The sequence below is a fragment of the Corallococcus sp. AB032C genome (assembly GCF_003668935.1).
GTDB classification, from domain to species: domain Bacteria; phylum Myxococcota; class Myxococcia; order Myxococcales; family Myxococcaceae; genus Corallococcus; species Corallococcus exiguus.
The window spans coordinates 1-19,300 of the sequence record NZ_RAWP01000009.1 but is presented as its reverse complement, the minus strand read 5'-3'; the positions used below and the strand labels follow the sequence as shown (position 1 = coordinate 19,300).

General features: G+C 70.8%; 20 protein-coding genes. 10 read left to right on the top strand and 10 right to left on the bottom strand.

The window, feature by feature from the left end:
* Window positions 1-10: 10 nt before the first annotated feature.
* From D7X99_RS05570 to D7X99_RS05555, 4 genes are all read right to left on the bottom strand, one after another.
* Window positions 11-985, bottom strand: a complete 975-nt coding sequence (locus D7X99_RS05570) for a metallophosphoesterase (RefSeq protein WP_121776811.1) — start codon at window positions 983-985, stop codon at window positions 11-13.
* 52 nt (window positions 986-1,037) lie between these two features.
* The gene (locus tag D7X99_RS05565) at window positions 1,038-1,388 is read right to left on the bottom strand and encodes a hypothetical protein (protein ID WP_121776810.1); all 351 of its coding nucleotides are present in this window, start codon (window positions 1,386-1,388) and stop codon (window positions 1,038-1,040) included.
* A 125-nt stretch (window positions 1,389-1,513) separates the two neighbouring features.
* A complete protein-coding gene (locus tag D7X99_RS05560) occupies window positions 1,514-2,893 on the bottom strand; it encodes a hypothetical protein (RefSeq protein ID WP_121776809.1) in 1,380 nt (459 codons plus the stop codon).
* A 78-nt stretch (window positions 2,894-2,971) separates the two neighbouring features.
* The gene (locus D7X99_RS05555; protein WP_121776808.1) at window positions 2,972-4,108 is read right to left on the bottom strand and encodes an NAD(P)/FAD-dependent oxidoreductase; all 1,137 of its coding nucleotides are present in this window, start codon (window positions 4,106-4,108) and stop codon (window positions 2,972-2,974) included.
* Between the two features lie 234 nt (window positions 4,109-4,342).
* Here D7X99_RS05555 and D7X99_RS05550 point away from each other — a divergent pair, with 234 nt between their 5' ends.
* Window positions 4,343-4,801 (top strand): YaiI/YqxD family protein, encoded by a 459-nt coding sequence (locus tag D7X99_RS05550; protein ID WP_014394487.1) that lies wholly within the window; start codon window positions 4,343-4,345, stop codon window positions 4,799-4,801.
* 12 nt (window positions 4,802-4,813) lie between these two features.
* Here the strand turns inward: D7X99_RS05550 and D7X99_RS05545 are convergent, their stop codons facing one another.
* Window positions 4,814-5,299, bottom strand: a complete 486-nt coding sequence (locus D7X99_RS05545; protein ID WP_121776807.1) for a hypothetical protein — start codon at window positions 5,297-5,299, stop codon at window positions 4,814-4,816.
* A 112-nt stretch (window positions 5,300-5,411) separates the two neighbouring features.
* Window positions 5,412-6,746: an amidohydrolase gene (locus tag D7X99_RS05540; RefSeq protein ID WP_121776806.1), complete on the bottom strand. Its 1,335-nt coding sequence runs from the start codon at window positions 6,744-6,746 to the stop codon at window positions 5,412-5,414.
* Window positions 6,747-6,996: 250 nt separating this feature from the next.
* Between D7X99_RS05540 and D7X99_RS05535 the strand changes: the two genes are divergently transcribed.
* From D7X99_RS05535 to D7X99_RS43460, 6 genes are all read left to right on the top strand, one after another.
* A complete protein-coding gene (locus D7X99_RS05535) occupies window positions 6,997-7,617 on the top strand; it encodes an outer membrane beta-barrel protein (RefSeq protein ID WP_121776916.1) in 621 nt (206 codons plus the stop codon).
* 670 nt (window positions 7,618-8,287) lie between these two features.
* Window positions 8,288-9,436 carry an acyltransferase family protein gene (locus D7X99_RS05530; protein ID WP_368667742.1) on the top strand — a complete coding sequence of 383 codons (1,149 nt, stop codon included), beginning with the start codon at window positions 8,288-8,290 and terminating at the stop codon, window positions 9,434-9,436.
* A gap of 84 nt (window positions 9,437-9,520) precedes the next feature.
* Complete coding sequence (locus D7X99_RS05525; RefSeq protein ID WP_121776804.1) at window positions 9,521-10,261, top strand: YqjF family protein; 741 nt, start codon at window positions 9,521-9,523, stop codon at window positions 10,259-10,261.
* A 46-nt stretch (window positions 10,262-10,307) separates the two neighbouring features.
* Window positions 10,308-10,739 carry a DUF2089 domain-containing protein gene (locus D7X99_RS05520; RefSeq protein ID WP_121776803.1) on the top strand — a complete coding sequence of 144 codons (432 nt, stop codon included), beginning with the start codon at window positions 10,308-10,310 and terminating at the stop codon, window positions 10,737-10,739.
* A 6-nt stretch (window positions 10,740-10,745) separates the two neighbouring features.
* The gene (locus D7X99_RS05515) at window positions 10,746-11,774 is read left to right on the top strand and encodes a hypothetical protein (protein WP_121776802.1); all 1,029 of its coding nucleotides are present in this window, start codon (window positions 10,746-10,748) and stop codon (window positions 11,772-11,774) included.
* Entirely contained in the window at window positions 11,771-12,379 is a 609-nt protein-coding gene (locus D7X99_RS43460) for a hypothetical protein (RefSeq protein WP_233613100.1), read from the top strand. Before D7X99_RS05515 ends, D7X99_RS43460 begins: the two co-directional genes overlap by 4 nt.
* 7 nt (window positions 12,380-12,386) lie before the next feature.
* Here D7X99_RS43460 and D7X99_RS05505 read toward each other — a convergent pair whose 3' ends face one another.
* Window positions 12,387-13,037 (bottom strand): hypothetical protein, encoded by a 651-nt coding sequence (locus tag D7X99_RS05505; RefSeq protein WP_121776801.1) that lies wholly within the window; start codon window positions 13,035-13,037, stop codon window positions 12,387-12,389.
* A 10-nt stretch (window positions 13,038-13,047) separates the two neighbouring features.
* On the bottom strand, window positions 13,048-13,875 hold the full coding sequence (locus tag D7X99_RS05500; RefSeq protein WP_121758817.1) for an endonuclease I family protein: 828 nt from the start codon (window positions 13,873-13,875) through the stop codon (window positions 13,048-13,050).
* 279 nt (window positions 13,876-14,154) lie between these two features.
* Here D7X99_RS05500 and D7X99_RS05495 point away from each other — a divergent pair, with 279 nt between their 5' ends.
* Both D7X99_RS05495 and D7X99_RS05490 read left to right on the top strand, forming a co-directional pair.
* Window positions 14,155-15,117, top strand: coding sequence for a TIGR01777 family oxidoreductase (locus D7X99_RS05495; RefSeq protein ID WP_121776800.1), 963 nt, complete (start codon window positions 14,155-14,157; stop codon window positions 15,115-15,117).
* A 2-nt stretch (window positions 15,118-15,119) separates the two neighbouring features.
* Window positions 15,120-16,001 carry an alpha/beta hydrolase gene (locus tag D7X99_RS05490; RefSeq protein ID WP_171805368.1) on the top strand — a complete coding sequence of 294 codons (882 nt, stop codon included), beginning with the start codon at window positions 15,120-15,122 and terminating at the stop codon, window positions 15,999-16,001.
* A gap of 36 nt (window positions 16,002-16,037) precedes the next feature.
* Here the strand turns inward: D7X99_RS05490 and D7X99_RS05485 are convergent, their stop codons facing one another.
* Complete coding sequence (locus D7X99_RS05485) at window positions 16,038-17,108, bottom strand: helix-turn-helix transcriptional regulator (protein WP_121776799.1); 1,071 nt, start codon at window positions 17,106-17,108, stop codon at window positions 16,038-16,040.
* 244 nt (window positions 17,109-17,352) lie between these two features.
* Here D7X99_RS05485 and D7X99_RS05480 point away from each other — a divergent pair, with 244 nt between their 5' ends.
* Entirely contained in the window at window positions 17,353-17,691 is a 339-nt protein-coding gene (locus D7X99_RS05480; RefSeq protein WP_169828155.1) for a TerB family tellurite resistance protein, read from the top strand.
* Window positions 17,692-17,742: 51 nt separating this feature from the next.
* Here the strand turns inward: D7X99_RS05480 and D7X99_RS05475 are convergent, their stop codons facing one another.
* Window positions 17,743-19,113 (bottom strand): TAXI family TRAP transporter solute-binding subunit, encoded by a 1,371-nt coding sequence (locus D7X99_RS05475; RefSeq protein ID WP_121776912.1) that lies wholly within the window; start codon window positions 19,111-19,113, stop codon window positions 17,743-17,745.
* Between the last annotated feature and the right edge of the window lie 187 nt (window positions 19,114-19,300).

Here is a 19,300-nt window from a genome sequence, read left to right as displayed (position 1 = left end):
GGAGGACCGTCTACTTCGTCCCCGTCTTCGCCTCGGGGCGCGGGGCGGGGGCGGCGGCCTTCGGTATGGGGAGCAGGGGCACCCGGCCTTCCGGGTAGAGCGCGGTGAGGCGGTCGCCGCGCAGTTCCAGCGCGGCCAGGTGGCGGCCGTAGTGGGTGCTGAGGCCGGTGTCGATGACGATGACGCGGCCGCCGAAGCGGACGGAGAGCCGGCCATCCTTGGACGGCGTGTGGCCCATCACCATGCGGCGTGCGCCGAAGCGCTCCAGCACCTGGGTGAGGCCCGCGTCCCACTTCGCCTCGTCGTCGATGGCGTAGCCGCGGAACCATACCGGGCCCTGCGGATCCACGCCGCCGCCCGGCGCCTGCCCGGGCGTCAGGTCCTGCCACACCCAGCGGTTCACCTCCTCCAACGTGGTGCCGGGGACGGTGGGCGCCAGGCCGCCGTGGAGGAAGAGCGTGTCGTTGATGCGGATGACGGCGGGGTGCGAGCGCAGCCACTTCCCGTAGCGCCCGTCCGCGGCGTAGGCGGCGGCGTGGCCGTGGAGCCCCTTGGGTTCCCCCGGGCCGTCAGCGACGGAGGACTGGTCCGCGAAGGAGGCGAACTCGCCGGACGTGACGTAGCGCAGGTCTCCGCGCATGTTCATCAGCTCGTGGTTGCCCAGCAGCGGGTGCACGCGGCCGCCGGCCTTGCGCGCCTCGGTCTCCAGGCGCATCAGCAGCTCGAAGGCGTCGCGGGTGTGGTCGCCCCGGTCCGGCAGGTCCCCGGTCTGCACCAGGTGCGCCTTGCCGCCAATCCAGTGGTCCTTCGCGTCGATGAGGCCCGCGAGCCGGAGCACTTCCTTCAACGCGTCCACGTCGCCGTGCACATCCGCTACGGCGACGATGCGCTCCACGCCCGTGAAGGCGAAAGGATCCTGAGCCTTGGGGGCGGCGGAACCCGCGAGCGCGGGCAGGAGCAACAGGGACAGGAGAACGGGACGCACGGGCTTCCTTCCTTCGAAGAGGGAGGAAGCCTAACGCACGTCCCGCTTGGGCCTACGCGTTCGCGGCGGCGTAGATGTCCAGCAACGTGATGCCCGCGACAGCGCCGGTGGCTGCGAGCAGGCCGCCCTTGCGCACGCCGGGCTCGCGCAGGCCCTTGCCCATGGTGGCCAGGTCCAACGCGTCACCGGCCACGCGTGCCCACAGCCACGGACGCTTGTTCGCGGGGCTCAGCAACGCCACACCGGCGGCGAGCTCCCGGGCGCCGTAGGCCCGCACCCACCTGTCGCCGCGCGAGATGCCGAAGAACCGAAGCAGGTTCCACGCCCCCAACAACTCCGTGACGCCCAGGCCCACGCTGAACCACCCCAGCGCGCGCGGCAGCTTGCTCATCGCCTTCGCCATGTCACCGTCTCCTCGAGCAGAAAGGTCCGGTGGAAAGCAGAGGGTGTCTCCGGCGCACGCCAAGGCCCTTGGCTGTCCGGGCGCTGACGCATGCTGGAAGGCAGGCAGGCGACGGAGCCCCTGCCCTACGGGGAGTTGCCGCGGAAGCGGGCCGGAATGGCGCGCAGGAGCTGCGGATCCTTCCAGTCCCAGACGCGCTCCGTCGCGAAGTCCACGTCCACCGGCACGGAGTTCCACGCGTGCACGTCGTAGGAGGTGGAGGCGCGCCAGTGGAAGACGACGCTGAACGCGGCCGTCGCGGCGAGCACGCCCGCGAGAACGCGATGCCGGCGGGGCTCATCCACCGCGAGCTGCACGGGATACGCGAGGAAGACGACGAGATAGGGCAGCACGTCCGTGAAGAACCGCGGCCCCACGGAGTGCCCCGCCCACCAGACGGGGAACGCGGAGACGGCCACCCAGTGCAGGAGCACGATGACGGCGAAGGCCTTCTCGTACGGCTCCAGCTCCCGACGGCGCCACCGCTGGACGAACCCCACCCCGGCGAGCACCAGGAACGGCGAATAGAGGAGCAGCCCACGCGACGGGCTCACCAGGTTCGCGGCCAGCGCCATCACGAAGCGCGAACCCATCACGTCCAGCGGATGCGTGTAGTACGGCGACAGGATCGAGCCGTAGAGGTGCAGGTTGTACCCGCAGAACGGCAGCGCCACGAGCGCCGCGCCCGCGAAGTACGCAGGCAGCAGCCGGTGGAAGCGCAGCACGAAGTACGCGGTGACGACGACCACGGAGATGGAGTGCGTGGGCCGGCACACATACGCGAGCGCCACCGCGAGCCCGGCGAGGAACGCGGTGCGCCGCGTCTGCGCGGGCCTCGCCAGCAGCAGCACGACACAGGCGATGGCGAGCAGCCCGGGGCCGTGCTGCCAGAGGACGCGGCTGGCGGTGGAGTACGCCGTCGTCCCCAGCCCGAAGAGCAGGACGGTGACGAGCGCGGCGCGAGCGGACACGCGCCTTCGCAGCGCGACGAGCAGCACGCCCGCGGCGGCGCACACGTAGAACGAACCGATGAGCTGTTCGGTGCGGTGGAAGGAGCCCAGGTCCACCTTGCCGGTGCTCCGGAACAACTCCAGCCACGCCAGCGCATCCGCGCCAGGAGTCCCCAGGTGCGCAAGCACCGGCCGGCCCAGCGAGAACAGCCCCTCCGCGGCCGCAAGGAACGGGAGCGCGGCGACCATCACCCCGGGCGGATACTCGTAATAGGTGCGGCCGCCGTAGACGCCTCGCGCGTACGCGGTCGCCGGGGTGAACGACGGCGCGTACTCGTCCAGGTCGGCGTTGCCCTCGTGGAGGATGCTGGCCGCGGAGGGGATGGACCACAGCGAGTCCGTCTGCATCTGCACCTGGCTCGCGGTGTAGACCGCGAACAAACCCAGACACAGCAGCCAGGCCGCGAGGGTCGAGGCCGCGAAGTCGCGAGGGGACGGAGAGGACGCCGGAAGCATGACGCCGCTTCTAGCGAATCCCCGCCCGGAGCGCGCGAACTGACGTCACTCAGCCTCTCCTTGCAACGGGGAGGGGGCTCAGGGCGGCGACGAAAGGACGGGGGCGCAGGATTGTTGGCGGTTGCGCCAGTACGGCGCTCCGGGCCAGCGGCGCTCCAGGCGGTAGTAGCCCTCGCGGATGCGCAGGTGCTCCTGGAACTCGTGCCGCGTTCGCACCTCGTGGAGGCGCAGCGCGGCGGAGTCACCCCGGAGGTAGCGGCTCACCACGTCGGCGGCCTGATTCGCGGTGCGCAGGGCCTGGGACGTGCCCTGCGAGGACAGCGGATCCAACATGCACGCGGCGTCGCCCACCGCGAGCCAGTCCTCGCCGTGCAGCCGGTCCAGGCAGGCGACGTTCGCGGACACCGCGAGCAGGGGTTCGCCGGTGAAGACACATGCCTCCAGGCGGCGGCGCGTCTCGGGCGCGCGCTCCATCCGCGCACGCCATGCCTCGGCGTCCTCCGGCATCAACCCCTGGAGCGAATCCTTGTCGCCCATCAGCCCGAAGACGATCTGGTCACCGGGCATCCGCGCGGAGTACCACCAGCCGTCCTCGCACGACTCCACCAGCGTGAGCGCGTCCACGGCGCGGCCGGGCTGGAGCGCGAACGTGCCGCACAGGCCCAAGGTGCGGTCCACCGTGTGGCGCCGGGCCCCCTGCGACGTGGCGAAGACCGCGCTCCGGCCCGTGGCGTCCACGACGAAGCGCGCGTCCACGAAGTCACGGGGCGCATCGCCCTCCGTGGGAACGAAGAGGCGGTGGCCGCCGTTCTCCAGGGGCGTCCAGTCCGTCACCACCGAGCCGATGCGCACGTCGACGCCGAAGCGCAGGGCCTCGTCCGCGAGCATCCGGTCGAACCGGGAGCGGTCCAGGTGCCAGCCCGTGCCCCACGGCGAGCGCAGATGATCATTGTCACCCAGCGCGGAGTCTCCCCAGCGCGAGCACGAGCCCATGGAGCGCAAGTGGCCCTGACGCGCGAAGGCCTCCCAGACGCCCAACCGCGCCAGCAGCCGCCGGCTGTCCGGAGGCAGTGTCTCGCCCAGGTGGGGCTGCGCGTAGGTGGAGCGCTCGAACAGGACGACGCGCAGGCCCGAATGCCTGCACAAGGCCAGCGCCAGCGCCGCGCCCGCGGGACCGCCGCCCAACACGGCGACGTCATACCGGAGGGTGTCCAAGGCTCAGGCCGTCCCGTCCGCGTGTGCCAGCGGCCGACGCTCGACCTCCAGGAATTGAGGCATGCCCGCCCCACTGCACCCGGCGTACCAGCAAGCGGCGGATGACTGCCTGTGGGGTTCGCGAGGCGCGGTGGCCGCTGGACGCGTCAAGGGTTGCGTCCGCGACGTGTCAGCCAGGGGGATGACGCGTCAACGCGCCTGACCCGGGCGGGACAATCAGCGAGGATGGCCCGCATGAAAATCTGGGTCGATGCCGATGCGTGTCCGGGGCCCGTGCGGGACATCCTGCTGCGCGCCGTGCAGCGCGTGAAGGTGCCCATCGTCTTCGTGGCGAACAAGCCGCTGGCGCTGCCGCGTCTGGCGTACGTGTCCACCGTGCAGGTGGGTGCGGGGCTGGACGTGGCGGACCGGCACATCGCCACGTCCGCGGAGGCCGGGGACCTGGCCGTCACGCAGGACATCCCGCTGGCCGCGCTGCTCGTCCCCAAGGGCGTCGTGGTGATGGATCCGCGAGGAGAACTCTTCACGCCGGAGACCATCGACGAGCGGCTGTCGATGCGGAACTTCATGCAGGAGCTGCGCGACAGCGGCGTGAACACGGGCGGCCCCGGGGGCTTCTCACCGCAGGACCGCCAGCAGTTCGCGGCCACGCTGGACCGCGAACTGACCCGGCTGGTGAAGCAGCAGGGCTGAAGAGGACAGAGCCTAGTGGCCGGCGCCGCCGCTGCCCTCCGCGGGAGGCGTGCCGGTGGACGGCGCCACGGGGCTCGTGCCGATGCCCTTGTTGCGGTGCCAGGCCTCCGGGATGATGTCCAACCGCGCGCCGGGGTTCTGCGACGGCACGACTTCCGGGGCCAGGTTGTCCACGCCGCGCATGTCGATGCCGCCTGAGCCACCCGTGCCCACCTCGTTGGCGTCCACGCATTTGAAGTCCTCCGGCTTCGAGGACTTCTCGATGCCCGTGCCTCCGGTGGCTTCCGCGTTGGCCTGGGCCTCGGCGCCCACGGTTCCGTAGAAGTTCAGGTCATGCTCGCGCAGCATCTCCTGCGTGCGAGGCGACTCCTCCGAGTCCCAGGACATCTCGTCGCTGGCGAATGCCTCGGACGGGGACTCCTGTGGAACGGACGCGGTCTGCGTGGCACAGCCGCCCAGCAGGAGCGCGGTCATCGAGGCCATGAGCGGAAGCTTCATCGGGATGTCCTTTAGAAGTGTCGTCCGCCTCTCAAGTTGGAGGCACTCGCGGCGGGGGCAAGCGACGGGGAGCCAGCCGGGCCAGCGACCCCGTTCCAGGCCGGGGCCGCTCTCAGTGGTTCACGGACGCATCGCCCGCGTGCAGGCAGGCCAGCGCCGCCACGGTGAGTGACTCGCAGCCGCCGCGCAGCGAGCCCTCGCGGTCCGGGGCATAACCGCTGGAGTGCGGCCCTGGCACGTGCGCCATCTTCTCCTGCGGCGTCGCGCCCGGTGCCTCCTCCCAGGCCTTTCGCGGCGTGATGCCCATGAACCAGTACGCAGTGGGCACCGGATGTTCCGGCCCCTGGGCGAAGAAGGGGAAGTCCTCGCTCGCGGTGGCGAGCACCCCCGGAACCAGTGCGTCGCGCCCGAACCATTCCGCGTGCGCGTCCCGGACTCGGCGCATGAGCTCCGGGTCGTTGCGGTTCACCGGCCCGCGGTTCACGACTTCCACCAGGGGAGCCCTCGGCGCGCCCGACGCCGCGGCCTCGCCCTTCGCGATGCGTTCGATGGCCGCGAGCACCCGCGCCTGCACCGCGTCGTCCTCCGTGCGCACCGTCAACTCCAGCAGGGCTTCGTCCGGAATCACGTTGGCGCGAGTCCCCGCATGGAAGGCCCCTACCGTCACCACCGCGGCTTCCAGCGGCGACAGCGCGCGCGACACGATGGTCTGCAGGCGCATCACCACGCTGGCCCCCAGCACCACGGGGTCCACGGACAGCTCCGGCAGCGCGCCATGCGCTCCCCGGCCGAAGAGGCGCAGGCGCACGTGCGCGGAGCCCATCATCGTCACGCCCTCGCGGTGCATGAAGGTGCCCACCGGCAGCGGCGCCGTGTGCTGGCCCAGCACCGCGTCCGGCGTGCCGAAGCGCGAGTAGAGCCCGTCATCCAGCATCGCCTTGGCGCCCTGGAGGGTCTCCTCCGCCGGCTGCCCCACCACCATCACCGTGCCGCGCCACGCACCGCGCGAGCGCGCCAGCACCGCCGCCGAGCCCACCAGGCACGCGGTGTGGACGTCATGGCCGCACGCGTGCATCACCGGCTCGCCGTCCTCCGTCCGCACGCGGCTCGCGTAGGGCAGCCCCGTCTTCTCCTCCACGGGCAGCGCGTCCATGTCCCCGCGCAGGAGCACCGTGGGCCCGTCGCCGTTGCGCAGCAGGCCCACCACGCCGTGGCCGCCCACGTCCCGGCTCACCGCGTAGCCCTCCGCCTCCAACCGGCGCGCCACCTGGGCGGCCGTGCGCGCTTCCTGGCCGGACAGCTCCGGGTGTTCGTGCAGGTCTCGATAGAGCGCGTCCACGTCCGGCAGCACCGCATCCAAATGCGCGAGGACGCGCCGGGCGCGGGCATGAAGGACAGCAGGGGTGGACGGGCCCGCGACGGATGGGGGGTGCGCGGCGTCGTTCATGGCGGTGTGCTCCCTTCCCGGACGCGAGGAGGAGGTACCGAGGGCATCCGGGTACGGCTCAAGGTGGAAGCCGCTCGCGGGGCGTCACAGGGGATGGGCGGGGAGCCAGGCAGTGGACTGGCTTCGTGCGTCGCCTCCCCCACCCTCCGGGGAACCGTGGGCCTTCGGGGTACCGCCTGTCCGTTCGTTGTTCGCCCCTCCCCCCAAGGTCACCTTCTGGCTGCGCACGCGACACATGAAGGGAGCGGTCATGAGGCGAAGCATCGCGTTGGGGCTCTGCCTGGCAGGATTGACGGGTGGCGCCGCCAGAGCCCAGGACCCACCGTCGGACGCGCCCACGCGGATGGGACGGGTGGATTGGCAGGGCCCCTACTTCCTCCTCGGATTGGGCGTGGAGGGCTACACGGGCAAGCTCGCGCCCAACCTGGATCCAGGGCCGTCGTATGGCGTCGTCGTCGGCTACCGCGCCAATGACTACGTGGGCCTGGAGCTGGGCTACAGCGGCGGCGTGAGCAGCCTGTCCGTCGCGGACAGCTCCGACTTCTTCGGCACGCCGGACCTCGTGCGAAACGGAGCGCAGGCGGCGCTCACGGTTGGCTTCACCCCCACCCGGCTGCAGCCCTATGTGCTCGGGGGAATCGGCGTCGAGCGCTATTCGGTGCGCGAGGGCAGCTTCTTCCGGTTCTTCGACGACACCGGGGGCTACGCACCCGTGGGCGCGGGCGTGCGCTTCAAGATCAACCCCCAGCTCACCGCCGAGGTGCAAGGCAGCTACAGCTTCCTCTTCGGGCAAAACTTCGCGCCCTCGCAGGACATTGGCGCGGGGGACGGCCGCTACTCGGGCCTGCTGATGATTGGCGGCAGCTATTGAGGCACGCATGCCCGTCACGCTGATCGACCTCCTCGACGAGCGAAGCCGCGCACACCGAGCGTTCCGCGCGGGAGTTCCGGGTCCTGGCACGCGTGCCGGCGCGCTTGCGAGCAAGGGTGGAGGACCTGGATTCCCAGACGCCCTGACCCCAGGGGGCCGGGCGCCCTCCGAAGCATGAAGCCGAGAGCGCCCACGCTCCCGGCCGACACGGCCCCAAAACCTGTCCGACTGTCGGACAAGTTTCCGCGGCCCGGGCGACGAGGAGGCCCCCCGGCGGCGGTTCTCCAAAACCTGTCCGACTGTCCGACAAGTTTCCGCGGCCCGGGCAGCGCACCAGCCGCGGTTCTGCGGACCCGGCTGGCGGTCGGACAGGTTCGAGAGGTGCACCGCGGACGGGGAGGCTCGAAAGCTGTCCGACTGTCGGACAGGTTTTTTCGGTGCGCCTCTGACGGGGCGCCTCCAAAGGGTTCTCACCTTCTCATCCCAATGGAGCGCATTCGTTTCCGAGAGCCTGTCGCCTGGGCGGTCGGGCCTTGGGGCGCAGCCGGGCGGAAGACCTGCGCGAACTCGTGGTCGGCGCGTCCCGAACGAGATGAGCGGCGTGTCACTGGCGGCCGGGGCGCGGCTTGCTAGCATCGGGCGCACTTCCCCCCGCTGAAAGCCGACTCCGCTGAACGCCACCGAACCGCGCCATCTGGCCGGCCTGGACCTGCTCCGGGGCCTGGCCATCCTCGTCGTCGTCGTCTACCACTACCCCCGCCCCCAGGGTCACGAGGCCTTCCAGGCGTTCGCCAACTTCGGCTGGACGGGCGTGGAGCTGTTCTTCGTGCTCAGCGGCTTCCTCATCGGCTCGCAGCTCCTGGAGCCGGTGTCGCGCGGTGAGACGCCGTCACTGCGGCGCTTCTACCTGCGGCGCGCGCTGCGCATCCTTCCGTCCTTCCTCGTCGTGCTGGGCCTCTACCTCTTCGTGCCGGCCTGGAGCGAGCGGCCCCTGGTGACGCCCGCGTGGCGGTTCCTCACCTTCACGCAGAACTTCGGCCTGCGCATCAACGGCTTCTCCCATGCGTGGTCGCTGTGCGTGGAGGAGCACTTCTATCTAGTGCTGCCGCTCACCGTGCTCGCGCTGCGAGGACGACTCCGCGCGCCGTCCCTCATCGCGCTCGCGGTGGCCGTGATGGGCGGAGGCATGCTCCTGCGCGGCGGGCTGTGGCTCCACCACTTCTCCGCGCTCGGTCCCGCGGATCCGGGGTGGCGCGATTTCGACATGCTGCTCTACTACCCGACATACGCGCGGCTCGACGGGTTGACGTGCGGCGTGCTGCTCGCGGCCTTGCGCGTCTTCCGGCCACAGGCCTGGGAGCGCTGGACTCGCGGCGCCCGCGCGCGGGGGATGGCCGTCGTGGGACTCGCGTGTCTGGGCGGCGTCCTCTTCATCAACGAGGAGCACTTCCGCTACCTCCCCTACGTCCTGCTGTCGTTCCCCCTGGCCGCGCTGGGCTTCGCGGCGCTGGTGCTGGCGCTGGCGGGCCCCGCGGCTTCGCGCGTCTGCGCCCGCATCCCGGGCGTGAAGACCTTCGCGGTCCTGAGCTTCACCGTCTACCTCACGCACAAGGCCGTGCAGCACGGCGTGCGGGACGCGCTGGCGCCCCATGGCATGGACGCGTTCCACGTCGTCACGGTGTTGGGCGGCGCCGTGGCGGTGCTGCTCGCCTCGCTCGCGCTGCACCATGGCGTGGAGCGGCCCGCGCTGAAGTGGCGGGAGCGGCTGGAGCGGGGGCTCACCTCCCGGAAGCCCCAGGCGCGGCCCGCCGTTCCCTGAAGGCGGCCCGCGCTTCTGCGCGACAGAAGCCGCGCAAGGGGGCGGGCCTGGGCCCGGGCGTCGCGTGCGCGCTAGACCTCGCGCATGCGCCCCTTCCTGACGGCGACGTGGCGGTACCTGCTGATGCTCAACTACGAGGTGGATCCGGCGGTGCTGCGGCCCCTCGTTCCCCGTGGCACGGAGCTCGACGCGTGGCAGGGCCGCACGTTCGCGAGCATGGTCGGCTTCCGCTTCCTCGACACGCGCGTGCGGGGACTCGTGGTGCCGTTCCACCGGGACTTCGATGAGGTGAACCTGCGCTTCTACGTGCGCCGCCTGGGCCCCGAAGGCTGGCGGCGCGGCGTGGTGTTCGTGCGCGAAATCGTGCCCCGGCTCGCCATCGCCACCGTGGCGCGAGTCCTCTACAACGAGCCCTACGTCGCGCACCCCATGCGCCACGCCGTGAACATGGACGGCGCGGACACCGGCGCGCCCGGCCACGTCGAGTACGCCTGGAAGTCCCACGGCCGCTGGCACCAGCTGTCGGCCCGGACGCTCGGCACGCCGTCCGAGAGCGCCCCCGGCTCCCAGGAGGAGTTCATCACCGAGCACTACTGGGGCTACACCGCCCAGCGCGACGGCGGCTGCGCCGAGTACCGCGTGGAGCATCCCCGATGGAGCGTCTGGCGCGCCCAGGAGACCGCCTTCGACTGCGACGTGGCCCGCTTCTACGGCCCCGCCTTCTCCGAATGCCTCCGGGGCACGCCCCACTCCGCCTTCGTGGCCACCGGCTCGGAAGTGTCCGTCTTTCCTGGAAATGAACTCCAGCCCTTGCCAGCGCCATAGAAATCAATATTCTCAATCTAGAAATTGATTTTCTGAAGAACCAACCATGACAACCTCCAAGTCCACCTGGCCCGTGCCCACCCGCTGCCCCGTCTGTGGAGGCGGCACCGTCATCGAACGGGTTCGCTGCGACGGGTGCGCGTCCGCGGTGGAGGGGCGCTTCACGACCGGCTGGGTGCAGCAGCTGTCGCCGGAGCAGCTCGCGTTCGTGCGCGTGTTCATCGCGTGCCGGGGGAAGATCAAGGACGTGGAGCAGGCGCTGGGCCTCTCCTATCCGACGGTGGTGGCGCGGCTGGACGACGTGGTGGAGGCCCTGGGCCAGGCGCCCGGAGGCCCGCCGCCTCCCGCGCCTCCTCCACCGCCACCTCCGTCCCGGGAGCGCGGCTCTCCGCGCCGGGCGCAGATTCTCGATGACCTCGCGGCCGGGCTCATCGACGCGGACGAGGCCGCTCAACGTCTCAAGAAGGCACGGGAGTAACCACCCATGATGGACCCTGAAGCCACGCCGTCCTCCGACGCCTCGTCTTCCTCGCGCGACAGCACCCAGCGCCACGCGATTCCGTGGGGACAGCACGCGGAGCTGGTGCTGCACGCGCCCGCCGCCACGCTCGTCGTGTCGCCGCTGCCGGAGGGAGAGAAGCCCTACCTGGTGACGCACGGCCGGGTGGAGACGCGCATCCAGGAGCACGGCCGGGTGACGAAGGTGGAGCTGATGCCGCGTGAGGCCGGCTTCCTGTCACTGTTCTGGCGCCACGGCGGACAGGCGGAGCTGTTCGTGCCGCCCGACGTGCGCGCGAAGCTCCTGCTGGACGCGGGCGCGGTGCGCATCTCCGGCCTGAAGGACTGCGAGTTGGAGCTGAACACCGACGCGGGCACGGCGAGCCTGCGCGACGTGCACGGCAAGCTGACCCTGCGCACGGGCGCAGGCCGCATCATCGGCGAGCGCGTGGGCGGCACCCTCCACGTGCACGCCACCGCGGGCGCGGTGAAGCTGGACGTGGACGCGCTGGACGTGGGCGAGCACCGCATCGGGACGCAAGTGGGCGCGGTGGAGCTGCGCCTGGTGCCCGGGCTGGATGTGAACATCTCGGCCCATACGTCGCTGGGCTCGGCGCAGACGCGCTACCCGTCCAACCCCCAGGCGGCGACGACGATCCTGCTGGAGACGGAGCTGGGCTCGGTGCGCATCCGCGACTCGGGCCGTTCACGCGGCGAGGACGCGGAAGCCTGGGAGGAGGACTCCATGCGCTGGCAGCGTCAGGCGGAGCGCTGGCAGCGCCGCGCCGAGCGCCACGCGAACCAGTGGGCCCACGCCTGGGCAAACTCCTGGGGCGCGCCGCCCTGGGCGGGCCAGGGGGCCCAGCACCACCGGCCTCGGCCGCCCGCACCGCCCCCTCCGCCCCAGTCCCGGGGCATCCCCGACGACGAGATGCGCCGCGTGCTGGACTTGGTGGAGGCCGGCAAGCTCAGCGCGGAGGACGCCCAGAAGCTGCTCAAGGCGATGCAGCGATGAGCCTCTTTCCACGCCCCCCGGGAAGCCGTGAGCCCGGCCCTTCGCGCCTGCTGTACGACGTGCCCAATGGCGCGTGGGGGCGGGATGCGCTCTTCGAAGTGCTCGATGAGACCATCCAATGGTGCGCCCCCCGAGCGGATCCGGACACACCGGCCCTCTGCCTGCGCACACCCGGCTTCCAGCCCCGGCTGATGGTGGATGGCGACCGCTTCCAGATGATGGAGCGGGTCCTCAGCGAGCGGCACCATGCCCTGCGGGGCCAGCCACCGCGGGCCCTCCCGCCGCGCGAGGGAGGACGTCTTCAAGGGGGCCGGCTGATCGTCTACTTCCCGGATGACAACCTATGCGACGGCGCGGCCGAGCTGGCCACCCGGGGCTACTTCGACGTGGAAAACCTTCCCCCCTGGGACACCTGGGTCGGCATGTTCCGCGAGGACCCGGAGTCCAGCACCCAGACGGGGGACTACCTCATCGCCTGGGTGCCGCCGGTGTTCCTCGACGCCGTCGCCCAGGGTCTCTTCGTGAACCCCGAGCAGTGCATCCAGTGGCTGGAGGACTCCACCACGATGATGGCCAAGCGGCTGAAGGACCTGACCGCGCCCTGACGCCGCTTCAGGCGCCCTGGGTGAGGAAGCGGAACGGACGCACGCAGTCCTCGCGCGTGCAGCGGAAGAGGTAGCCCCGGCCGTTGTCGCCGAAGTCCAGGCCGAACGGCATCGCGGCCAGCTGCGCGACGAAGCGCATGGGCGCGTCACAGCACTCCGGGGTGCCCTCGCCGTTGAGCCACACGGGCACGCCGCCCACCTTGCTCTCCGGCGCCTCCGCCTGCGCGCGGTCCAGCGCCAGGAGCTGCTCCTCGGTGGCCTCGTTGACGTCCACCGACAGGGCCTCGGTGTCCTCGGTGGCGGGCTCGAAGCCGAGCGTCCACTCCGCGTACGGCTTCACCGGCCCCGGCGGCGCGCTCACGGACGGCGCGCCCGCATTCACCGGCACGGCCGCGTTGGCCCCCTCCTCCGGGTCCCAGCGGAAGCAGACGGTGTCGGGGTTCTCGCACTGGAAGACGTGGACCGACGCGTGCGGCGCCAGGTCCAGCCGTCCTTCGACGTGCGGCAACTGGAAGAGGAAGCGCTGGGGCCCGCCGCACATCGCGCAGGCGGGCCACTCCAGGGATCCCGGCGCCTCGGGCGTGCCCCCCACCTTCAGCAGGGGGACACCGGTGCGGCCAGGGACGAGCGCCCACAGGGGCGCGAGGGGACGGGACATGCCCCGGACTCTAGAAGTCCGCGATGCGGTCGGCCAGCGACGCGTCGTCCACGAAGGGGTTGCGGTTCTGCTGGTAGGTCTCGATGGCGTCGTTGCGCGCGACTTCCGCCGCGTCCACCTTGTCCAGCGTGTTCCACTGCTTGAGCACGGCCTCGTCGTCCGCGGGGATGTGCTTGTTGTAGACGGTGGAGAAGTAGAACAGCGCGCGCGCCACGTTGCCCTTGTGCTCGTCGGGCGGCTCGAAGACGGTGCGGCCCTTCTCGTCGGTGCCGAACTTGGCGCCGTTCTCCTCCCACTTCACGTTCTTCACCGTGCCGAAGGGCCAGTTGCCCCGGATGGAGTTGGCCTTGCTGTCGGTGGGGAACAGGTGGTGCAGATCCGCCTTCGCCGCGCCCGTGGCGCCCTTGGACTGGGGCCAGGTGTGCTCGGTGTTCATCACGTTGCTGTTGGGGATCTTGTTCGTCGCCACTTCCTTGCCCGTGTAGACGCACTTCACCTTGCCGTCGTGGTTGTCGAGCGTGGTGAAGATGATCTTCCGGGCCTGGTTGTAGCCCAGGTCCTTGTGCTTGCTGACCGCGTCGTGCAGGGCGTTGATCAGCGCCTGGTCCTTCAGCCCGTCGTAGCGGGGATCCGACTTGGGCGGCACGTCCTCCACCGGCACCTGCGGCGCGGGAACCGGCGTCGTGGGCGTCGTCGGGGCCTTCTTCGCCGACGCGCCGGACTCGAACGTGGAGACCGAGGAGAACGCCTTCGGGATGATACGGGCCGTGGAGGTCGTGGCCGACGCGGAGTTCGTCGAGGGGCGGGTCGCGGAGAGCGGGCGGGACGGGATGATCATGACGGCCCTCAAGACTTCGAGGTGGGGGATGACCCATTTTCGTCCGGACGTGTCCCCGGTTGCGTGACGCATCGCATTTTCCCTCCGAGCCGGTGGGTTTCTTCCGCCCGACCCGGGACATCCCGGGAAATGCCCCACCGTCGGGCTCCGGAGCCGGGGAAAAGCGGGGCTCATCGGCGGCACCAGGACGGCCCGGGGGCCCATTTCCGGGGACCGTGCGGCCCGGACGGGGTGCGCGCTATGCCTCCGGGTGTCGCAATCCATGAGGGGGTTTCGTCCATGAAGGTCGTGATTCCGGGTGGCACGGGACAGGTGGGCGCCCTGCTGGCGCGGGCGTTCACCGCGCGAGGGGATGACGTCGTCCTCATCAGCCGGGGAGGCCGGGGCGAGGCGCGCACGGTGTCCTGGGATGGACGCACCCTGGGTGATTGGGTGAAGGAGGTGGATGGCGCCGACGCGGTCATCAACCTGGCGGGACGCAGCGTGAACTGCCGCTACTCGGAGGAGAACCTGCGCCAGATGATGGACTCGCGGGTGGACTCCACGCGGGTGGTGGGCCAGGCCATCCAGCAGGCCGCGAAGCCGCCGCGCGTGTGGCTGCAGATGAGCACCGCGACGCTGTACGCGCACCGGATGGACGCGCCCAACGACGAGGCCACCGGGCTCATTGGCGGGAACGAGCCGGGGGTGCCCGCGTACTGGAAGCGCAGCATCGACATCGCGCTGGCCTGGGAGCGCACGCTGGCGGAAGCCGAAACGCCCCACACGCGCAAGGTGGCGCTGCGCACCGCGATGGTGATGAGCCCGGACAAGGAGGGCATCTTCGACGTGCTCCTGGGCCTGACGCGCCGGGGGCTGGGCGGCCCCGCGGGCAGTGGGCGGCAGTACGTGTCGTGGATCCACGGCCAGGACTTCGTGCGCGCGGTGCAACTGCTGCTGGAGCGCGACGACCTGGACGGGCCGGTGAACCTGGCCGCGCCGAATCCCCTGCCCCAGCGCGAGCTGATGGCGAAGCTGCGAGAGGCGGCGCACGTGAGCGTGGGGCTGCCGGCGGCGAAGTGGATGCTGGAGGTGGGCGCGTTCTTCATGCGCACGGACACGGAGCTGCTGCTCAAGAGCCGCCGCGTGGTGCCTGGCCGGCTGCTGGACGCGGGATTCACCTTCGAATATCCCGACTGGGGGACCGCCGTGACGAACCTCGTCGAGCGCTGGCGCGCGGGGAGCGGCCCCCTCCGGAGCTGACCGTGTCCACGAAGCAGTACCGCGTCCGCTGGGGTCGCATCGCCGCGCTGGGGCTCGCCCTGGGCACGCTGGGCATGGGCGGGGTCACGGCGGCGCGAGGCCTGCGCACGGCCCAGGCCCTGGTGCACCCGGCGCGCGGCCCGGTGGCGCGGCCCTCCGGCCCGGACGCGCTGCCGGGCCTGGAGGACGTGTCCTTCGAGGCCGCGGGGCGGAAGCTCCAGGGGTGGTACGTCCCGTCGCGCGACGGGACGGCGGTGGTGCTGGTGCACGGCTTCGCGGACAACCGCACGCGAGTCCTCTTCGAAGCCCGGGTGCTGGCGGAGGCCGGGCACGGCGTCCTGCTCTTCGACCTGCACGGCCAGGGCGAAAGCGAAGGCGACGCGATTGGCTGGGGCGACAGCGAGCGCGAGGACGTGCGCGCGGCCCTGGCCTTCGTGCGGGCCCGGCCGGACGTCACCCCGGGGCGCGTGGGCCTGTTCGGATTCTCCATGGGCGGGACGACAGCCCTGCTGGTGGCGCAGGAGGACGCGCGGGTGAAGGCGGTGGCGGCGGCGGGAGCGTTCCCGGACCTGGCGCGGGACATGGGCTCCCACTACGGCCTGAGCACCTGGGCGGTGCTGTGGGGGATGCGCCGGTCCGGCATCGACGTGGACGCCGTGCGGCCCGTGGACGGCATGTGCCGCCTGGAAGGCCGGCCGCTGCTGCTCATCAACGGCGGCAGCGACCCGGACGGCCCCCAGAAGCTGGACGGCAGCCTCTACCGCACCGCCTGCGAGCCCCGCGAGCAGTGGCTGGTGCCCCAAGCGGCCCACGGCGAGTACGCCCAGAAGGACCCCGAAGGCTACGCCCGCCACCTGCGGGAGTTCTTCGCTCGCGCGCTATGAGCGCTGTCCCCGGGTGACGAGGTCCAACCGGACGTCTCACTCTCGGCGGCCCTTGGCGACGAACTCCCCGCGGCTGTGGATGCCGGTCTTCTCGAACAGCGACTTGATGTGGACCTTCACCGTCTCCACGGAGCACCCCAACCGGGAGGAGATCTCCTTGTTCGCCAGCCCCTCGTGAAGACAGTCCGCCACGCGTGACTCCTGGGCGGTGAGCTTCTCCTTCCAGTCCGGGCGCAGCCAGTGGACCCGCTCGTGCATCCGCACCTGCCACAGGTTGCGGCCCCCCCAGCTGACGGCGGAGGGACTGAACGTCACGTCCAGCCGGTCCGCGCCGCGCTCCAACGTGAGGGACTCCAGCCGTGGATCCACCGCGACGTCGAAGCGGGACAGCGCCCTCACCCGCTCCGCCCAGGCGCGGGGAACCCCGTCACTGAGCTCGTGGGACGCGAACCACTGCTCCAGCAGCGGAATGGCCGGCCCCGTGTCCGCCACCTTCCGCCCCAGGCTGTTGAGCACCAGCACCGGGTTCGCGCCCATCGCGATGGCCTTCAGCAGGTCCCGCTCGAAGCGGACGGCGTAGAGCTCCTGGAGCCGCGCCACCGCCCGGGAGATGTACGGGATGATCTGCTGCAGGAACCACTGCGCCCGGAGCGTGAAGGGCCGGGAGGACTCCCGGTACATCGCGACGCCGCCCTTCAGGTCCTGCTCCGTGAAGAGGAGTGACGCCAGCACGCGCTTGAGCTTCAGTCCCGCGCCCTGGCTGCGCCGGAAGGTCTCCGTCTCCACCAGGGGCTGCCCCCGCAGCATCTGGACGTCGCTGAGCACCAGGTTGGGCTGCGCCACCGTGGCTCGGAAGACGAAGTCCTCCTGCACCCATTCCGCGTAATCCTTGAGGAGGGGGTGGACGGTGTCCGTCTTCCACTGCACCCCCGCCGTCCCATCCGGATTCGCGCAGCCCACCGCCAGGTGGTCCGCCTCACAGAGCGAGAGGAGCGCCCGGGAGAGGGCCTCGTAGACGTCCTCCAGCGTCCGGGCGTTGCCCAGCGCTTCCTTCAGCTCCGCGACCAACGCCTGCTCATGCGACAGGAACTTCCGCGCCTTGCCCATGGGTACAACCCCCGTTTGCAATACCCATCAAGTATTACGAGGGCTGAAACAGGGCCCATCCCTCCAAAGAGGTATGACAGGCCTGTCGGAAGCGGCCGCCTGCCGCGAAGTCCTGCGTCACCCATTCGGGAGCAAAGGCATCGCCGCGCGGCGCGTTTCCGCTCGCTGACGGGGCGGCGACGTCGGGCTGGACGACTCCCCCCCTGGCAGGTCAGCCTGGACATCCTTGGAGGATGCAACCCACATGGCCGCCCCGCTGCCCCCTGAAGCCCAGTTCCATATCGAGGTCATCAAGCTCCTGCTCCAGGTGGCCACCAGCGACGACCGCGTCACCCGCGAGGAGATTGACTCCATCATCGACACCGCGCGCGGCTTCAGCGTGCCGCTGACGGAGCTCAGCGCCCTCACCCGCTGCCTCCAGGAGGGCCATCCGCTCCCGCCGCCGAACCTGGGCATCTTGCGCGAGGACCCCAAGGCCGTCCTCGACGCCGTCCACACGCTCATCGCTGGCGACGGCCACGTGCACGAGTCGGAGATCGCCATGGCCCGGCAGATCCGCGAGCTGCTCGGCATCGCCCCCTGAAGTCTCCCAAGGGCGGCCCCAGGCCCGGGCCGCCACGCACCGCTCAGCGCGTCACGCCGGCATCTGCAATGGGTGCCCGTCCTTGTGCTCGGGCGCGCCCGCGAGTCTGCGGGTGAGCCGACGGCGCACGACGTCCACGTGCTCGCGGAAGAAGTACAGGTTCTCCGCGTAGGCGATGGGCACCGCGATGCGGTTCACCTCGCGCTCAGCCTCCTCCAACCGCTTGAGCATGGCCTGGAGCATCTCCTGATCCGGGTCCTCCTCCAGCTGGATTTCAATCTCCTTCAGCCGCGCGTACCACCTGTGGATGCGCGAGCGAACCCGCCACAGGAACATCGCGGGCACCGCCCGCCCCAGCGGCACCACCACCGCGATGATGGGCACCAGCATCACCCACAGCCGGTCCACCAGGTTCGCCGCCCAGAAGGGCAGGTAGCGCTGCAGCAGCGGAACGCCCGACGCGTAGTAGCGCTTCGCCTCGCTGCTCAGCGCGAAGCCCGCCGCGAGCGGCGCGGGGAACTCGTTCGTCTTGTCCAGGATGCCCGCCGAGCCGTGGATCTCACTGGCCGCGCGCATCAGCAGGTATGCGAGCGCCGGGTGCAGCGTGTCCTTCGCCAGCAGCAGCGCATTGGGAGAGAGCAGCACCACGTCCTGGTCCGGCACGTCCTTGGCGAAGTCGAACACGCCCCGAGGCAGCACGTGGCGTGACAGGTACGGATAGCGGCGCGTGTACGCCTCCGCGCGATTGAAGCTCAAGAGGCGCACGTCCTTCACCGCGGCCAGCTTCTGGATGCGCGGCGACTCCGCCATGGAGACCAGGAACACCGCGTCCACCTTGCCCTGCGTCAGCGCGTCGATGGCCGCGTCCCGATCCAACGGCAGCAACTCCGTGGGCGCCGTGTCCACCTTGTTCGCCTGGAGCAGCGTCATCGCCAGCGCGCGCGTGCCGCTCTCCTCGGGCCCCACCGCGATGCGCTTGCCAGCGAGGCCGCGCACGTCGTCCACGGGCTCGCCCCGGTAGAAGACCCACAGCGGCACGTAGGAGAGGCTCCCCAGCGACGCCACGTGCTCCGGCACCTCCTGGCCCTTGCCACCGGTGGTGCCGCTCTGCGCGAAGGCGATGTCCACCCCGCTGTCCTCCGCGCTGAGCAGCGCCACGCTGCCCACGGAGCCCTTCGTGTTGCGCAGCTCCAGCGTCACCCCGTGCTGCGCGAGGAACTTCTGGTAGCGCTTCGCCATGTAGTTGAAGCCGCCCTCTTCCGGCGCCAACGCCATCACCAGGGTCTTGGGCGGCGCGGGCTTGACGAAATAGAACGTCACCGCGAACGCCACCGCGATGAGCAGCGTCGCGGGAGCGACGGCGATCCACAGGTCGCGCCGCAACGTGCGCTTGAGCTGCGCCTTCAACGTGTCCGTCTTCATGAAGCCGCGCAGTATACCGACCGCGCCGTGCGTGGCCCCGCCGTACACCGCGTCGGTCCAGGCAAGCGAGCACGTCACGACCCAGGGGCACTTGGCGCAACCCCTTGCGCGACACACCCTCCCTCCCAGGCCTTATTGAAGGGGTGTGGCATGGGTTGGCGCGGCGGGTGGGTGATGTCCTTGCTGG

What these genes read in the sequence shown, in the direction of transcription:
- D7X99_RS05565 (WP_121776810.1), bottom strand. Translation starts at nt 1,388, where the DNA reads ATGGCGAAGGCGATGAGCAAGCTGCCGCGCGCGCTGGGGTGGTTCAGC.
- D7X99_RS05560 (WP_121776809.1), bottom strand. Translation starts at nt 2,893, where the DNA reads ATGCTTCCGGCGTCCTCTCCGTCCCCTCGCGACTTCGCGGCCTCGACC.
- D7X99_RS05550 (WP_014394487.1), top strand. Translation starts at nt 4,343, where the DNA reads ATGAAAATCTGGGTCGATGCCGATGCGTGTCCGGGGCCCGTGCGGGAC.
- D7X99_RS05545 (WP_121776807.1), bottom strand. Translation starts at nt 5,299, where the DNA reads ATGAAGCTTCCGCTCATGGCCTCGATGACCGCGCTCCTGCTGGGCGGC.
- D7X99_RS05540 (WP_121776806.1), bottom strand. Translation starts at nt 6,746, where the DNA reads ATGAACGACGCCGCGCACCCCCCATCCGTCGCGGGCCCGTCCACCCCT.
- D7X99_RS05535 (WP_121776916.1), top strand. Translation starts at nt 6,997, where the DNA reads ATGAGGCGAAGCATCGCGTTGGGGCTCTGCCTGGCAGGATTGACGGGT.
- D7X99_RS05525 (WP_121776804.1), top strand. Translation starts at nt 9,521, where the DNA reads ATGCGCCCCTTCCTGACGGCGACGTGGCGGTACCTGCTGATGCTCAAC.
- D7X99_RS05520 (WP_121776803.1), top strand. Translation starts at nt 10,308, where the DNA reads ATGACAACCTCCAAGTCCACCTGGCCCGTGCCCACCCGCTGCCCCGTC.
- D7X99_RS05515 (WP_121776802.1), top strand. Translation starts at nt 10,746, where the DNA reads ATGATGGACCCTGAAGCCACGCCGTCCTCCGACGCCTCGTCTTCCTCG.
- D7X99_RS43460 (WP_233613100.1), top strand. Translation starts at nt 11,771, where the DNA reads ATGAGCCTCTTTCCACGCCCCCCGGGAAGCCGTGAGCCCGGCCCTTCG.
- D7X99_RS05505 (WP_121776801.1), bottom strand. Translation starts at nt 13,037, where the DNA reads ATGTCCCGTCCCCTCGCGCCCCTGTGGGCGCTCGTCCCTGGCCGCACC.
- D7X99_RS05500 (WP_121758817.1), bottom strand. Translation starts at nt 13,875, where the DNA reads ATGATCATCCCGTCCCGCCCGCTCTCCGCGACCCGCCCCTCGACGAAC.
- D7X99_RS05495 (WP_121776800.1), top strand. Translation starts at nt 14,155, where the DNA reads ATGAAGGTCGTGATTCCGGGTGGCACGGGACAGGTGGGCGCCCTGCTG.
- D7X99_RS05485 (WP_121776799.1), bottom strand. Translation starts at nt 17,108, where the DNA reads ATGGGCAAGGCGCGGAAGTTCCTGTCGCATGAGCAGGCGTTGGTCGCG.
- D7X99_RS05480 (WP_169828155.1), top strand. Translation starts at nt 17,353, where the DNA reads ATGGCCGCCCCGCTGCCCCCTGAAGCCCAGTTCCATATCGAGGTCATC.
- D7X99_RS05475 (WP_121776912.1), bottom strand. Translation starts at nt 19,113, where the DNA reads ATGAAGACGGACACGTTGAAGGCGCAGCTCAAGCGCACGTTGCGGCGC.